Annotated in this window: 13 protein-coding genes; 5 read left to right on the top strand and 8 right to left on the bottom strand. The window is 63.2% G+C overall.

The features are described 5' to 3' along the window. Positions 1-136 precede the first annotated feature (136 nt). The 3 genes from fae to G3N59_RS24705 are packed head-to-tail and all read left to right on the top strand — an operon-like array spanning position 137 to position 3,157. On the top strand, positions 137-658 hold the full coding sequence (fae, locus tag G3N59_RS24715; RefSeq protein ID WP_205985440.1) for a formaldehyde-activating enzyme: 522 nt from the start codon (positions 137-139) through the stop codon (positions 656-658). A 28-nt stretch (positions 659-686) separates the two neighbouring features. Beyond that, entirely contained in the window at positions 687-1,706 is a 1,020-nt protein-coding gene (locus G3N59_RS24710) for an aldo/keto reductase (protein WP_205985439.1), read from the top strand. After that, on the top strand, positions 1,703-3,157 hold the full coding sequence (locus G3N59_RS24705; protein WP_205985438.1) for an NAD-dependent succinate-semialdehyde dehydrogenase: 1,455 nt from the start codon (positions 1,703-1,705) through the stop codon (positions 3,155-3,157). Before G3N59_RS24710 ends, G3N59_RS24705 begins: the two co-directional genes overlap by 4 nt. A gap of 153 nt (positions 3,158-3,310) precedes the next feature. Here the strand turns inward: G3N59_RS24705 and G3N59_RS24700 are convergent, their stop codons facing one another. The 6 genes from G3N59_RS24700 to G3N59_RS24675 all read right to left on the bottom strand — a co-directional run bounded on the left by G3N59_RS24700 (position 3,311) and on the right by G3N59_RS24675 (position 9,232). Beyond that, positions 3,311-3,670 (bottom strand): hypothetical protein, encoded by a 360-nt coding sequence (locus G3N59_RS24700; RefSeq protein ID WP_205985437.1) that lies wholly within the window; start codon positions 3,668-3,670, stop codon positions 3,311-3,313. Then, on the bottom strand, positions 3,667-4,596 hold the full coding sequence (locus G3N59_RS24695; protein ID WP_205985436.1) for a DUF6402 family protein: 930 nt from the start codon (positions 4,594-4,596) through the stop codon (positions 3,667-3,669). The genes G3N59_RS24700 and G3N59_RS24695 overlap by 4 nt, the downstream gene beginning before the upstream one ends. 109 nt (positions 4,597-4,705) lie before the next feature. Continuing rightward, complete coding sequence (locus G3N59_RS24690; protein ID WP_205985435.1) at positions 4,706-5,614, bottom strand: LysR substrate-binding domain-containing protein; 909 nt, start codon at positions 5,612-5,614, stop codon at positions 4,706-4,708. An 80-nt stretch (positions 5,615-5,694) separates the two neighbouring features. Further along, positions 5,695-6,831 (bottom strand): porin, encoded by a 1,137-nt coding sequence (locus G3N59_RS24685; protein WP_205985434.1) that lies wholly within the window; start codon positions 6,829-6,831, stop codon positions 5,695-5,697. A gap of 87 nt (positions 6,832-6,918) precedes the next feature. After that, positions 6,919-7,971, bottom strand: a complete 1,053-nt coding sequence (locus tag G3N59_RS24680; RefSeq protein WP_205985433.1) for an ABC transporter substrate-binding protein — start codon at positions 7,969-7,971, stop codon at positions 6,919-6,921. A gap of 130 nt (positions 7,972-8,101) precedes the next feature. Then, positions 8,102-9,232 carry a mandelate racemase/muconate lactonizing enzyme family protein gene (locus tag G3N59_RS24675; RefSeq protein ID WP_205985432.1) on the bottom strand — a complete coding sequence of 377 codons (1,131 nt, stop codon included), beginning with the start codon at positions 9,230-9,232 and terminating at the stop codon, positions 8,102-8,104. A 217-nt stretch (positions 9,233-9,449) separates the two neighbouring features. On the opposite strand from G3N59_RS24675, the gene G3N59_RS24670 reads away from it, so the two are divergent. Together G3N59_RS24670 and G3N59_RS24665 are read left to right on the top strand one after the other, a co-directional pair. Next, positions 9,450-10,907 carry a PLP-dependent aminotransferase family protein gene (locus G3N59_RS24670; protein ID WP_205985431.1) on the top strand — a complete coding sequence of 486 codons (1,458 nt, stop codon included), beginning with the start codon at positions 9,450-9,452 and terminating at the stop codon, positions 10,905-10,907. Between the two features lie 211 nt (positions 10,908-11,118). After that, positions 11,119-11,460: a carboxymuconolactone decarboxylase family protein gene (locus G3N59_RS24665; protein WP_241024052.1), complete on the top strand. Its 342-nt coding sequence runs from the start codon at positions 11,119-11,121 to the stop codon at positions 11,458-11,460. A gap of 58 nt (positions 11,461-11,518) precedes the next feature. On the opposite strand, the gene alr is transcribed toward G3N59_RS24665, so the two are convergent. Together alr and G3N59_RS24655 are read right to left on the bottom strand one after the other, a co-directional pair. Continuing rightward, the gene (gene alr, locus G3N59_RS24660) at positions 11,519-12,631 is read right to left on the bottom strand and encodes an alanine racemase (protein WP_205985429.1); all 1,113 of its coding nucleotides are present in this window, start codon (positions 12,629-12,631) and stop codon (positions 11,519-11,521) included. Positions 12,632-12,777: 146 nt separating this feature from the next. Then, positions 12,778-13,791 (bottom strand): LysR family transcriptional regulator, encoded by a 1,014-nt coding sequence (locus G3N59_RS24655; protein WP_205985428.1) that lies wholly within the window; start codon positions 13,789-13,791, stop codon positions 12,778-12,780. Between the last annotated feature and the right edge of the window lie 279 nt (positions 13,792-14,070).

Here is a 14,070-nt window from a genome sequence, read left to right as displayed (position 1 = left end):
GCCCCCATGAGATTTCATAGCTTTCTGCCGTGCGTGGCGTGTGCTGGAATTCGTCTCGACGCGCAGCCTGCATCGATAAAAGCAGCACGCTGCGGCGCACCAATCAAACACCGGAACTCGAGGAGACGGAGTCAATATGAAAGCCATGGAAGTCTATATCGGCGAGGGTTTTGCTGGACCAGGCGTAAACGCTGCACATATCAACATCATGATCGGCCCGCGCAGCGGCCCGGTGGGGCAGGCGTTCACGAACAGCCTGTCGTCGCCGTCGCAAGGTCATGTGCCGTTCATGGTGGTGGCGCAACCCAACGTGCCGGTCAAGCCCGCCACGCTCTATGTGAACAAGGCCGATATTCGCGGCGATCTGCACGGCAACGCCACGTGGGGCGCCTCGCAGGCCGCCATCGCGAAGGCCGTGACGGAAGCGATGCTCGACGGCACGCTGCCGCCCGAAGCGGAAAACGAATGGTGCGTCGTCACCGCGAATTGGGTGAACTGGTCGTGCGACGATCTGGACGCGGTCTACGAGAACAACTACGTCGCCTGCAAGACGGCGATTCGCGCGGCGATGAACGGCCTGCCCAAGCTCGACGACATTGCGAAGATCAAGGATCAGATCAGCAATCCGTTCTACACGCCCAAGGCCAAAGCGGCCTGAATCGCGACACATCAATCAGGTGACTACGATGCAATACGTGCAACTCGGCCGCTCGGGCCTGAAAGTGTCGCGCCTGTGCCTCGGCACGATGAACATGGGCACGCCCGACTGGAAACCGTGGATCTATAACGAAGAGCAGAGCGAACCGATCGTGCGCCACGCGCTCGAAGCGGGCGTGAACTTTATCGATCTCGCGGATTTTTATTCGACGGGTGTAGGCGAAGAAGTGGTGGGCCGCATCGTCAAGCGCATTGCGAAGCGCGACGAACTCGTGTTGACCACCAAGGTGGGTTATCCGATTGGCGGCGGCGTGAATAATCAGGGTCATTCGCGCAAGCACATCATGGACGGCATCGACGGTTCGCTGCGCCGTTTGCAGACCGATTACGTCGATGTCTACATGCTGCATTACTTCGATGTGAATACGCCGGTCGAAGAAACCATGGATGCGCTCAACGATATCGTGCGCTCGGGCAAGGCACGTTATATCGGCGTATCGACGATGTTCACGTGGCAGTTCGCGAAGATTCTGCAGGCCTGCGAGCGCTATAACTTCGCGCGGCCGATCAATATGCAACTGCAATTGAACTGCGCGTATCGCGAAGAAGAGCGCGAAATGGTGCCGTTCTGCCAGGACCAGGGCGTGGGCGTGTCGGTGTTCAGCCCGCTGGCGCGCGGCTTGCTTTCGGGCGACGCGAAGTCGGTGCGCAATCAGACCGACTTCTTCACCACGCAGATGTACGACGATCAGGTTTCGCGTGACGTGGCGATTTCGGTCGCCGAAGTGGCGCAGGCGCGCGGCGTGTCGTGCGCGCAGATTGCGCAGGCTTGGGTGCTCAATCGTCCGGGCATTACGTCGATGCTGGTGGGCGCGGATACGGTCGCGCAATTCGACAGCGCGCTTGCTGCGCTCGACACGAAGCTCGACGCCGACGAACTCTATGAACTCGATCGCAATTACACGCCCTGCGATGTGATCAACGATTATGTGTCGTCGCGTATTCCGCGCGTGCCGCGCGCTTCGCGACGTCTGGAGATCGCAGCATGATCGACGGACTCAAGGAAGCGCGGTTGTGGCGCACGTCGAGTTTCATCGACGGCGAATGGGTGGACGGTGACAGCACGTTTTCGGTGATCGATCCGGCCACGGGCAAGCCGCTTGCCGAAGTCGCGCGTGCAGGGGCGCGCGAAACGCTGCAGGCGGTGGCTGCGGCCTCGCACGCGTTCCCCGCATGGCGCGACGCCACGGCGGCGGAGCGCGGCGCGAAGGTGCGCCGCTGGGGCGAGCTGATGCTCGCGCATCGCGAAGACCTCGCGCGCATCATGGTGGCGGAGCAGGGCAAACCGCTGGCGGAAGCGCTCGGCGAAGTGGCGTATGCGGCGAGCTTTCTCACGTGGTTCGCGGAAGAAGCGCGGCGTGCTTACGGCGACGTGATTCCCGCGCCGAAGAAGGGCGCGCGCATCGTCGTGACGAAGGAAGCCGTGGGCGTGGTCGGCGCGATTACGCCGTGGAATTTCCCGCTCGCGATGGTCACGCGCAAGGCCGGTCCGGCACTGGCGGCGGGCTGCACGATGGTGCTCAAGCCGTCCGAGGAAACGCCGTTGAGCGCTTTCGCGCTCGCCGTGCTGGCGGAGGAAGCGGGCATTCCGCGCGGCGTGTTCAACGTGGTGACGGGCGACGCGCCTGCGATCGGCGACACGATGATGGCGTCGAAGGCCGTGCGCAAGATCTCGTTCACGGGATCGACGCGCGTGGGCAAACTGCTGATGCGTGCGGCTGCGGACAGCGTCAAGAAAGTCTCGCTCGAACTGGGCGGCAACGCGCCGTTCATCGTATTCGACGATGCCGATCTGGACGCGGCCGTGGAAGGCGCGATGGCATCCAAGTTCCGCAATACCGGGCAGACCTGCGTGTGCGTGAATCGCTTTTACGTGCAGGCGGGCGTGCATGACGCTTTCGTCGCAAAGCTCACGGCTGCGGTGCGTGCGCTGCGCGTGTCGAACGGCATGGAGGCAGGCGCGACGCAAGGACCGCTTATCAACGCGGCGGCGCTGCGCAAGGTGGAAGCGCACGTGAGCGATGCGCGCGAGAAGGGCGGTGAAATCGTGTGCGGCGGCAAGGCGCATGTGCTGGGCGGCACGTTTTACGAGCCGACCATCATCACCGGCGCGCACGGCGGCATGATGCTCGCGCATGAGGAAACCTTCGGGCCGGTGGCGGCGGTGTTCCGCTTCGAGACCGAAGAGGAAGCCATCCAGGCGGCCAACGATACGGAGTTCGGTCTTTCCGCCTACTTCTATGCGCGCGATATCGGCCGTGTCTGGCGGGTGGCGGGCGCGCTGGAAAGCGGGATGGTGGGCATCAACGAAGGGATTATCTCTACCGAAGTGGCGCCGTTTGGTGGCGTGAAGGAATCCGGCCTCGGGCGCGAAGGGTCGAAGTACGGTCTCGATGAGTATCTGGAGACGAAGTACATGATGATGGGTGGGTTGGGGTGAGGTGACCTGGGTTGAGCGTTCTCCACGCATTGGCCTTCGGGTCGTCCTGGGCGAAGCCGCCATGTGAAAACGTGGCGGTTTTTTTTGGCGGGGCAGGATGCGACGGTTTTGTAAAACGGGACCCTCGTCTGTGTGCGCTTTGCGTGACGCTTCTTATCGAACGGACTGATGTAGTACTGCACTGAAGCGCTCAAAGAACGAAGGCGGCAGGCGTACCAGATTCTCGTCTTCTCCCCCTCTTTCGAACAACATGGCGTCCTGCCCCCACATGATTTGTGGAACAGAGGTGTGAAGTATTCGTTGTGCGAGCAACGTACCGGTTTTCGCGTCGTAAAGTTTGCCCGAATACTTGGGGTTGTCACCGTGATTCCATTCAAGCAGGCATTCTTCGGCGACATAGCGAGCGTCGGGTGAGGTACTGCGTACACAATCGCTTGGCTCAGGGCGGTGGCCTGCCATGAAGTACAGACTGGCGCAAGCCAGAAAAGCCAGCAGGAAGATACCTTTTTTCATAACTCGATCACTAACGATTTTTTCAGTGAAACATTCATCAGGTCGGAGAACACAATAAAATCACCCCCTCTCTGATGCTTGATTGCCCACTGACGGAAGTCCTTGTTATGTACCGGGTAATAGACGTTGCCCTTTACGCGCATGTTTCCTCTCGCGACCGGGTACTGCAGGTACAGACCTGGCACATTCATTTCAGCTGCAAGCCCGCTATAGGGAACCACAATCACGCCCTTGCTGCTCCAGTGGCCGAGATACTGCGAGATATCGCCGGGCTTGTCGGTAAAGTCGTAACTGTCTTTCACGTATACATATACGCTCTTAATCTCGGCGCTGCGCCCGTCCGCGGAAAACATCACAACATTGGGGGCTGCGTATATGCCGAATGCTCCCAGAGCTCCGGTTAGATCGTCCGGTATGCCATTGTTGTTAATCTCGGATTCGATGAATTCCCCGATTTTTTGTGTAATTGTGCTTCCCACACTCACGCGTTGAAATTGAAAATCACGGTGTAATGCAGAGACATTCTGCTTGCTTAATGTCCACGTATTGATCCGGCTGTACCGATCCTTATACGGCCGCAAGATAGCTTGTAGCGCAATATTTTTTTCGCTCTTCAGGTCTTCGCTCGTTGGCGCATAGTTCAATTCGCCGGCAAACCATCGCTGCATGAGCTTTGCTGCTATAGGCATGTACATCAACCGCATTGCATCGGGTATCTCCTGAATATCGAATGGCGGAATTTCTACGATATTCGGGGCAGTACGGTCTTTCGCCGCGTCAGCTAGTGCAGGCGGGGGCTTGTCCATCGACAGGACGGGCGCAGACACGCGCCGGGTGTCTACGAGCTTGCACCCGCCGCAGGGTTTCCATTTATCGGCCCAGAAAGCTGGTTTGTATGACGGTATTTCTTCGTCGAATAAATACATGGTTGTGCCCCATACAATCGGTCGAAAGCGATCGAAGTCGATGCTATACGCGCTTGATGGTGGCCCGTCTCGAAAATCGCGACGTTGAATTTCTTCTCATACCTCGAATCTAACGCTTCCCCCCATGCCGCTCGATCAACCACCCACTAAAATTCTTCACCCGCACGGTTTCCTGCACTTCCGGCCGCACATCGAGCCAATACCCCGAAGGCCCATCCACTTCGATCTCGCTTAACTGCACCAGTGTGCCGTTCGTCAGTTCCTGCTCGATCATGTGCCGGTCTGCCACCGCGATACCCAGCCCCGCCACCGCCGCATGAATCACCTGATCGAGCGTGCTGAATTCCAGTTCGCCGCGCGGTGCCATTGCCACATCGAGCGCGGCGGCTTCGAGCCAGGCTTCCCACACCAGCAAACGCCGGTCGATATCGAGGATATACAGCCACGGATGCTGCGCCAGAACCTCGCGCAATGCGTCCGTGCTTCCCGGCGCATGTGAGAACTCGCGCGCCGATCCCACCAGCACATGACGCTCGCGCATCAGCAACGTGCTTTGGCCGCCGGGCAGCGGCTCCATGCCAAAGCGGATCTGGCAATCCTCGTTGCGCTCGCTGCCATGCAGCGGCCCGTATTCGTTCGTGATGGAAATACGCAGATCGGGGTGGCGCGTCTGAAAATCGCGCAGACGCGGTGTGAGCCAGCGCGTGGCCAGCGTCGGCGCGGCATTCAGACTCAGCAGACTATTCGAAGGATCGGCGCGAATCGTATCGAGCGTATGCGCGATGCTGTCGAACGCAGCCTGCAGCGTTGGCAGCAGGCGCTTGCCCGCCGCCGTAATTTCCAGCCGATGATGATGCCGCATGAACAGCGGCGTCCCCAGATAATCTTCGAGCAGGCGGATCTGGCGGCTGATCGCGCCTTGTGTGACGTGCAGATTCTGCGCCGCCTTGGTGAAGCTGAGAGTCCGGCTGGCCTCTTCGAATGAACGCAGTGCCGAAAGGGAAGGAAGGCGGCGCATGCTGCAACCTCTTGAAGCAAAACGATACGGATAGCTAAATGGAAAACGCCGGCTTGCGCCGGCGTTTCAGACAGCGTGCGTCAGAAGGAGTGGGTGATACCCACGCGGCTGACCACCTGGTTTTGCGTGCTCGACGGATTGAAGCCCGTGATCTGCGCGTTTTCCGCGCTGCCTGCTGCGTGCTGGTACGAGCCCATCGCGTAGACCGAGGTGCGCTTGGACAGCGCATATTGCGCGATCAGGTTGACCTGATGGTATTTCGGATCGCCGTCGGTGGCATGATCCTGGCCCATCGTGAAGGTGTAGCCCGCGCCCACCGAGAAGGCCGGCGTGACCGCATACGTGCCCGAAAGCTCGTAGTTCTGGAAGTGCAGATCGTGGCTGCCGTTACCCGAGGAGAAGTCCACGTTCGAGTAGTTCGCCATCAGCTTGAGGCTGCCCAGCACATACGATGCGCCCGCCGAAAGAATGCCTTGATAGCGTGCATTCGCCAGCGCGTTGCCGTAGATCGTGTTCACGTAGCCGCCGCCGCTGCCATATCCCGCCACGGCCGAAATCGGATCGTTGATGCGCAGGTAGCCGACGCCCGCGCTGAACGATCCCAGCGTATACGCCGCTGCCGCGCTATACGATGCGTTGTTCGAGAACTGGCCGGCCTGGCCGCCGAACGAGTAGTGGCCTTCGAACTGGAAGCCTGCGATTACCGGGCTGATGTACTTGATCGCGTTGTTGACCGGGAACCCGTTGTCGAGGTTGTCCATGTCGTTCGGGTGCGCGAAGTACCAGCCGCCATAGTTGCCGTTCAGCGAGTACGGCTCGATCAGATCGACGGTGGCGTCCCACTGTTTGCCCAGCGTCACCTGACCGTATTGTTCCGATTTCAGGCCGACATAAGCGTTACGCGAAAACGCCAGGCCGCCGCCCGCCGCGCCCGTCGCGGCGTTGAAGCCGCTTTCGAGGCGGAAGATCGCCGAATAGCCGCTGCCCAGGTCTTCCGAACCGCGCAGGCCCCAGCGGCTGCCTGCCGGCACGCCGCTTTGCATCTGCACCAGATGGCCGCCGCTGCCCGGCACGAGGTTGCCGTTCGCGCCGTTGACGACGTTATTGGCGTAGTCCACGCCCAGATCGATGATGCCGTACAGCGTGACGCTGCTTTGCGCATGAGCGCCCGCTGCGGCGAGCGCGAGCGGCAGCGCCGCGAGAAGTTTCTTCTTCACTCCGAGTCTCCTTGGTTGAGCGCCGCAGCCTTTGAGGCGCCCATTTCTGGTTAGCTACTTACCTGGTAATACGAATTAAATGACGATTCAAGCGCCCAGCGACTTCTGCACCTTGGTCGCGACATCGGCGGGCACCCACGTCTTCCACATTTCCGGATGCGTCTTGAGGAACTTGAGCGCTTCGGCCTGGGCATCGACCTTATGCTCGGTCATGTCGAGAATCGTGTTGTTCAGGAAGTCGATCGGGAAATTCACTTTCTGGAAGAACGCCATCACGTCCGGTTCGGCCTGATAAAAAGGCGTCGATACGCCGATCTTCAGTTGCGAAACCAGATACGACGACGCGCACGGCTGCGTGCTGCCGGCATCGCGCAGCGTCTTCCAGCAGGCTTCGTTGAACGGCGGCATCTTGAGTTGCACGAACTTGTACTTCGCCATCAGCGCGGCCGGTTCCCAGTAGTAAGTGAGGATCGGCTTGCCGCGAGCATAGGCCGATGAAATCGCCGCATCGAGCGCCGCGCCCGTGCCGGGGCGGAAGTTCGTATAGCTGTCGTCGAGCTTGAGCAGTTTCAGCAGGCGCGTGTTCACGCGCTCGCAATCCCAGCCCGACGGGCAGTTCAGGAAGCGGCCGTGATCCGGTTCTTCGTCGTCGGTGAAGAGGTCTTTGTACTTGGGCAGATCGCTCACGGATTGCAGGCCCGGCGCGCTCGGCTTGATGCCGCGCTTGGGGTCGCCGTGAATCACGTAGTCGGGCACGTACCAGCCTTCCTTCGTGCCGCCCGGCAGCGTGTCGCCCACGAGCTTCACCGAACCGGCCTTCACGGCGCCCGCGATGATTTCCGAGCGGCCCGTCCATTGTTCCGACCACACCTGCAGGTCGTTACGCGAGAGCGCCGTTTCCGTGGCGGCCGTGCTGCCAGGCACCGTATCGGTCTGGCAGCCGTAGCCGTTCTTGACGATGTAGCGCAGCACTTCGCTGGTGAAGTTGCCGCTTTCCCACGTGACGCCCGCGAAGTGCACCGGCTTGCCCTGGCTGCACCAGTTGCCGGCCGCGTGCGCGGGCATCGTGGCAATGGCGAGCGGCGCGGCGAGCAGGGCCGCCCGGAGGGCGGCAATCAGCGGTCGGGTAAGTTTTTTCATGACGTGTCTCCTTCTATTGGAATTGTTTCGGAATGCTTCAGGTTTAGTCCGGTCGTTCGCGTTTTTTGGGCGCACCCGGAGCGGGGCGCTTGCGCGTTGGCCCGCTTTATTCAGATGTTTTGTCGACGATTCAGTCGTAGCGGCTGTCGCTGGCAAGCGTGCTAGCCAGCACCGCTTCGTCCAGTTCGATACCGAGACCCGGCGCGTCGCCCAGGTCGATCCAGCCTTGCGCATCGGGCTCGATTGCGCGCGTGAGCGGATAGTCGCGCCGCGCGGGCGTCCATTCGGGCGGGTCGTAGGGGAATTCGACGAAGGGCGCGTTGCCCGCGCCCGCCACCACATGCAGATTCGCTGCGAGGCCAATGCCGTTGCCCCACGTGTGCGGCGTGAAGATCTTGCCGCTGGCTTCGATCTGCGCGGCGAGGTGGCGCGCGCCTTCCATGCCGAGCGAGCAGACCACATCGGGTTGATAGACGTCGAGGCAATCGTGCGCGAGCAGCGCCGCGAATTCGTGCGCCTCGCGCGTCATCTCGCCGCCGGCAATGCGCACTTCGGTCAACTGGCGCAGACGCGCATGACCCGCGTAATCGCCGCGATGCAGCGGCTCTTCCACCCAATAAGGCCGATAACGCTCGATCTCGCGAATCACCGCGAGCGCTTCTTCCACGCGCCACGGCGCCTGCGTGTCCCAGGGCATGCGCCAGCCCTGATTGCAGTCGACCATGATCTCGATGGTGTCGCCCGCGGCTTCGCGCACGGCGGCCAGCGCGGCGATATCGTCGGCGAGACGCTCGCGGCCGAAGCGCACCTTGAGCGCCGGAAAGCCGCGCTCGACGGCGTGTTCGGCCCAGCGCGCCATCCCATCGAGCGGACGATGCACGCCCGAGGACGCGTAAGCGCGCACCCGGCGCGAGCGTGCGCCGGCCATCTGCCAGCACGGCTCGCCCAGAATCTTGCCGGCCAGATCCCACAGCGCGACGTCGAGCGGCCAGAGCCGGCCGGCGTGGAAGCTGAGATTGTCGAGGATGGCACTGTGGCGGGCCAGATCGAGCGGATCGGCGCCGATGAAGAGTTCGCGGTAATCGTCGAAGCCGTACATGGCGTCGCCCGAGCCGATGCCGACACGTCCTTCGCTGTCCTCCACACGCACGATGGTCGCGGGGAAGGCGCGGCGCGGGCGGCTGTCCCAGGACGCCGGAAACGGCGGATCGAGCGGCAGACGATGCTGGCTGATCGTGATGCGGGCGATGCGATTGGTCATGGCGCGTGTCGCGCCGCCTGCTGCGCGCGAAACGCGGTGCGGGCGGCGATTGTCTCCTTGGCCTCTTCAGGCGTTACGGCATCCTAGAGGGTCAATTTGTGGCACTCAATGAAGTCAATTGAAGTAAATGACAGCCTTCAATTCCGCGAATTGGGCGCGATAATGACGCAGCCGCCGTGCGGGAGCGCGGCGCGCTTCGACCTTCGGGAAAACACCCATGAACGGCTGGTTGCCCACGCTGCCCGCGCTACCGCGCGGCGAACCGAAATACCGCGCGATTGCCTACGCTTACGCACAGGCAATCAACGGGGGCCAGATGTTGCCCGGCGAGAAATTGCCCGCGCATCGGCTGCTGGCAAAGAAATTGAATGTGACGACCGGCACGGTCAGCCGCGCCTATACCGAGCTTGAGCGTTGCGGCATGGTGGTGGCGCGCGTCGGCGACGGCACCTATGTGGCCGAACCCGATGCCGATGGCGCACGTCTGCCCGCGCGCACGCGTCAGGCGCCGGAGCACAGCGAGGCGGCGGCGAGCACGCCGTTGGGCAGCGCGCCGCCTGCGCCCGCGCCGGGGCGTCCGGTCGATCTCGGCCAGAACGTGCCGATGCCGACGGACGAAGCGCTGCTGCTCACCCAGACGCTGCGCGAACTCGCCGCCGACGAACGCCTTGCCGGCGAATTGCTGCTGTATCAGCCCGAAGGCGGCCGGCGCTCGCATCGCGAAGCCGGCGCGCGCTGGCTTGCGCGCATGGGCTGCACGGTGCCCGCCGAACGCGTGCTTGTGACCCAAGGCGCGCAACATGGACTTGCCTGTGTGCTGCGCGCGGTGCTGCGTCCCGGCGACACGATTTTCGCGGAGGCGCTGAGCTATCCGGGCATCGTCGCGCTGGCGCGGCAACTGCGGCTGAACCTGGTCGGCATCGAAATCGATGAAGAGGGCATCGTGCCCGCCGCGCTCGAACGTGCCTGCGCGCTGCTCGCGCCGCGCGCGCTGTTCTGCGTGCCGACGCTGCACAACCCGACCACGGCGACGCTCTCCGAAGCGCGCCGCGCGGCCATCGCCGAGATCGCCGTGCGTCACCATCTGGTGGTGATCGAAGACCTGGTTCCGGCGGCGCTGCTCGATGCGCCGCCTGCGCCGTTGACGGCGCGCTTGCCCGAGCACGGCATCGTGATCAGCAGTCTGTCGAAGGCGGTTGCGCCGGGTTTGCGCGTGGGTTACGTGCAGGCGCCGCAGGATTGGGTCGGCAAGATTCTCGCGGTGATCCGCAGCGACTGCTGGATGACTTCGCCTTTGAGCGCGGAAATCGCGGCGCGCTGGATCGTCAATGGCGAAATCGACCGCCTGGTCGCGCAGCAGCGCGCCTGCGTGGATGTGCGTCAGGCGATTGCCGCCGAAGTGCTGTCGGGCTGGACATATCGGACCGATCCGGCCAGCCCGCACTTGTGGTTGCCGCTCGCGGAACCGTGGCGCGCAGCGGAGTTCGCGGCGGCGTTGCGCCAGGCGGGCGTGCTGGCGAAGACGGCGGATAGCTTCGTGATCGGGCGCGGGTCGGCGCCGCATGCTGTGCGTTTGAGCCTGGGCGGAGCGCGCTCGCACGAGACCTTGCGCGATGCGCTGGAAGTGCTTGCGCGCACGCTGCGTAATGGGCCGGAGGGGCTTTATTCGGCGTGAGGGTGCGTGACTGTGGACACGGCGGCGACACGATAGGCACCGTCATTCTGGCGCGCTAGCCTATGACGTCATTCAACCGTCAGCGAGCGCGATCATGAGCGATGCAAAGGAATCGAAGAAGAAATCCTCGAAAGGCAGCAAGGTCAAAGCGCCCAAAGCATCCAAAGCACAAACCGGAGCCGAGGCCGGCAAGGCCAGGCGCACCCAGGTGATGGGCGAAGCCTTCGTGGCGCGCGCGATGGGATCGATGGACGGCTTCACGCGCCCACTCCAGGAATGGCTCAACGAACACGCATGGGGCAGCACGTGGCTGCGCGACGGACTCGATCTCAAGACGCGCAGTCTATGCACGTGCTCGATGCTCGCAGCGCTCGGTCGTAGCACCGAACTCAAAGGCCACGTGCGCGGCGCGATCAACAACGGCGCAAGTGTCGTGGAAATTCGCGAAGTGCTGCTGCACAGCGCGATCTATGCGGGCGCGCCCGCGGCGAGCGAAGCGTTTCGGGCTGCGAAGGAAGTGCTGGCGGAGATGGGCGTCGAATTGCCCGAGTGACTTTTATTCAGTGCGCGACGCTCGAAGCGTCGCGCACTGTCTGCGCTGAATGCGCGCTTCAGGCCGTCACGCCTTCTTCGGCTGCGCTGCTTACCGTCGCGAGATCGTCGACTACGACCGGCACGCGTCGCGCCACCGCGCACATCAACTCATAGCCGATCGTGCCCGCCGGTTCCGCCACTTCATCGACCTTCACGTTTTCGCCCCACAGCTCGACGTGCGAGCCGATGCCCGCGTTCGGACAAGGCGTGAGATCGACCGTCAGCATATCCATCGACACGCGGCCGACCGTGCGCGTGCGCACGCCATCGACGACGATCGGCGTGCCCGTCGGCGCATGACGCGGATAGCCATCCGCATAACCGCACGCCACCACGCCGATGCGCATCGGCTGCTCGACCGCATAGGTGCGCCCATAGCCGATGGTTTCCTGCGGCGCGAGCGTCTGCACGCCGATGATCTGGCTCGACAGCGTCATGCCCGCACGCAGGCCGACGCCTTCGATATGCCGCGCCGCGCCCGTGGGCGACGCGCCGTAGAGGATCGTGCCGGGACGCACCCAGTCGCGGTGCGCGTGCGGATGCCAGAGCACCGCGGCCGAATTCGACAGCGTGCGCTCGCCCGGAATGCCGGCGGTTGCGGCATCGAAGCGATCGAGCTGCCAGTCGATGGAGCCATCGTCGGCGTTGGCGAAGTGGGTCATCAGCGTGATCGCGCCGATCGTCGGAATCGCGCGGGCGCGTTCCCAGGCCGCGCGATAGGCGTCGGGCCGGTAACCCAGCCGGTTCATGCCCGAGTTCATCTTCAGTTGGATGTCGATCGGCTGCGTGGTGCGCGCGGCCGCGAGCAGCGCCAGTTGCTCGTCGCAATGCACGGCGACGCTCAGGCGATGCGCGACCACGGTGGCAACGTCGGCGGCATCGAACACGCCTTCGAGCAGCAGGATCGGCTTGGTCCAGCCGAGTTCGCGCACGCGCACCGCTTCGTCGAGATCGAGCAGGGCGATGCCGTCCGCGTCCGCGAGCGCCGCATAAATGCGCTCGATGCCGTGACCGTAAGCATTGGCCTTGACGACGGCCCACACGCGCGCGCCCGCGGCGCTGCGCGCGGCGAGCTGGAGATTGTGGCGGATGGCTTCGGGATGGATGCGGACGGAAATGGGGCGCGGCATAGGCGATCCTGCGGACGAAGGTTGGCTGGCTTGACCAGTAATTTGTGCAATCGTATTGATTTTCGTCCAGTTATTTTTAATGAATTTTTCTGGGAATTTGGGTTTATCGACTGCGTTTATGCGATCTGGCGGTCCCGGGGCCCGCTTTATGCCGATGACTGCTGCTCGCGCGCCGCGTGGCGCAAGGCTTCCAGCACGGTGGCGACGGCCGCGCTGCGCGGCTCGTGACTCAACGCGCCGACGGCGGGCGCAATCGTCGTGAGTTTGAGCGGCAGCGTGCGCAATTCGCGCATGGCGTCGCTGCGGGCCGCGCGCGTGGCCGAGGTCACGAACAGGCAGGGCATGCGCTGCGCCACGGCGCGATTGGTGTGATGCGAGGCCGATTCCATGAGGATTTGCGGCATGGCGTGGCCCGCGCGCGCGAATTCGGCTTCCAGAGCGGTGCGCATCGGCGAGCCCAGCGGCGGCGCGATCCACGGGAACGCGGTCGTATCGGCCCAGCTGATGCGCGTGCGCCGGTGCAGCGGATGCCGATGACCCGCCACGACCACCACCTCGTCGCGTAGCAGTTCGTCCGCGCGCAGGCCCGAGGCCAGCGCGGTCGCTTCCAGGCGGCACACCAGCAGATCGAGTTCGCGGCGCTGCGCGTGCGGTAGCAGGCGATCGAGCGTATCGACGCGCACGTTGAGCTGGATCGGCGTGTCGTGCTCGCGCAGCCACGCGAGCACGCTGGGCAGGAACTGCTCGTCCATATTCGGCAGCAGGCCGATGGTGAGCGGCTGGCCCAGACCGTGGCGCAGTGCTTCGAAAGCGGGTTCGATCTCGCGCAGATCGTTGAGGATGCGTGCGATGCAGTCGAGCATCGCCTCGCCGTAAAGCGTGGGTTCGACGCGCCGCGAGGTGCGCTCGAACAGCTTGAGGCCGAGCGATTCTTCGAGCTCGCGCAGCCATTTGGACAACGCGGGCTGCGAGATCGACGCGGTTTCGGCCGTGCGCGCGAAGCTGCGAAAGCGGCCCAGCCATTCGAGCGTTTCGAGGTCGCGCAGACGCAAACGGCGCAGTGCAACCGGCAAGGCGGCCAGGCGCGCGGCGTCATGCGCGGCGCGTGGACTGGCAGCGGGCTTGGTCGCAGTATTGGCAGCAGCTTTTGCAGCACTCATGACAGGGCGATTCCATTCATATATCCACGGTTATGGATTATGCGGAATCTTTCATCGAATCTCACGCCGATCCGCGAATAATAAAAGGCCCGCGAACAAGGGCGTGCGCGCAACGACGACACGCCCACCATGAAGGAGACAGCCGATGAAGGACCGTACCAACGACGGACGCCGCAACTTTCTCAAGGCCGCCGGCGCGGCAGTGGCGACAGCGGGCGTGAGCGCCGCCGCGCCAGCGGTCGCTACGGCGGCCGAGCCGCCGCGCACTGCGGGCACGCC

It is taken from the genome of Paraburkholderia sp. Ac-20340 (genome assembly GCF_017104965.1).
Lineage (GTDB): Bacteria > Pseudomonadota > Gammaproteobacteria > Burkholderiales > Burkholderiaceae > Paraburkholderia.
This window is presented reverse-complemented; position numbering and strand designations above follow the sequence as displayed.

What these genes read in the sequence shown, in the direction of transcription:
- G3N59_RS24665 (WP_241024052.1), top strand. Translation starts at nt 11,119, where the DNA reads ATGGGCGAAGCCTTCGTGGCGCGCGCGATGGGATCGATGGACGGCTTC.
- G3N59_RS24710 (WP_205985439.1), top strand. Translation starts at nt 687, where the DNA reads ATGCAATACGTGCAACTCGGCCGCTCGGGCCTGAAAGTGTCGCGCCTG.
- G3N59_RS24700 (WP_205985437.1), bottom strand. Translation starts at nt 3,670, where the DNA reads ATGAAAAAAGGTATCTTCCTGCTGGCTTTTCTGGCTTGCGCCAGTCTG.
- alr (WP_205985429.1), bottom strand. Translation starts at nt 12,631, where the DNA reads ATGCCGCGCCCCATTTCCGTCCGCATCCATCCCGAAGCCATCCGCCAC.
- G3N59_RS24670 (WP_205985431.1), top strand. Translation starts at nt 9,450, where the DNA reads ATGAACGGCTGGTTGCCCACGCTGCCCGCGCTACCGCGCGGCGAACCG.
- G3N59_RS24690 (WP_205985435.1), bottom strand. Translation starts at nt 5,614, where the DNA reads ATGCGCCGCCTTCCTTCCCTTTCGGCACTGCGTTCATTCGAAGAGGCC.
- G3N59_RS24655 (WP_205985428.1), bottom strand. Translation starts at nt 13,791, where the DNA reads ATGAGTGCTGCAAAAGCTGCTGCCAATACTGCGACCAAGCCCGCTGCC.
- G3N59_RS24695 (WP_205985436.1), bottom strand. Translation starts at nt 4,596, where the DNA reads ATGTATTTATTCGACGAAGAAATACCGTCATACAAACCAGCTTTCTGG.
- G3N59_RS24675 (WP_205985432.1), bottom strand. Translation starts at nt 9,232, where the DNA reads ATGACCAATCGCATCGCCCGCATCACGATCAGCCAGCATCGTCTGCCG.
- fae (WP_205985440.1), top strand. Translation starts at nt 137, where the DNA reads ATGAAAGCCATGGAAGTCTATATCGGCGAGGGTTTTGCTGGACCAGGC.
- G3N59_RS24680 (WP_205985433.1), bottom strand. Translation starts at nt 7,971, where the DNA reads ATGAAAAAACTTACCCGACCGCTGATTGCCGCCCTCCGGGCGGCCCTG.
- G3N59_RS24705 (WP_205985438.1), top strand. Translation starts at nt 1,703, where the DNA reads ATGATCGACGGACTCAAGGAAGCGCGGTTGTGGCGCACGTCGAGTTTC.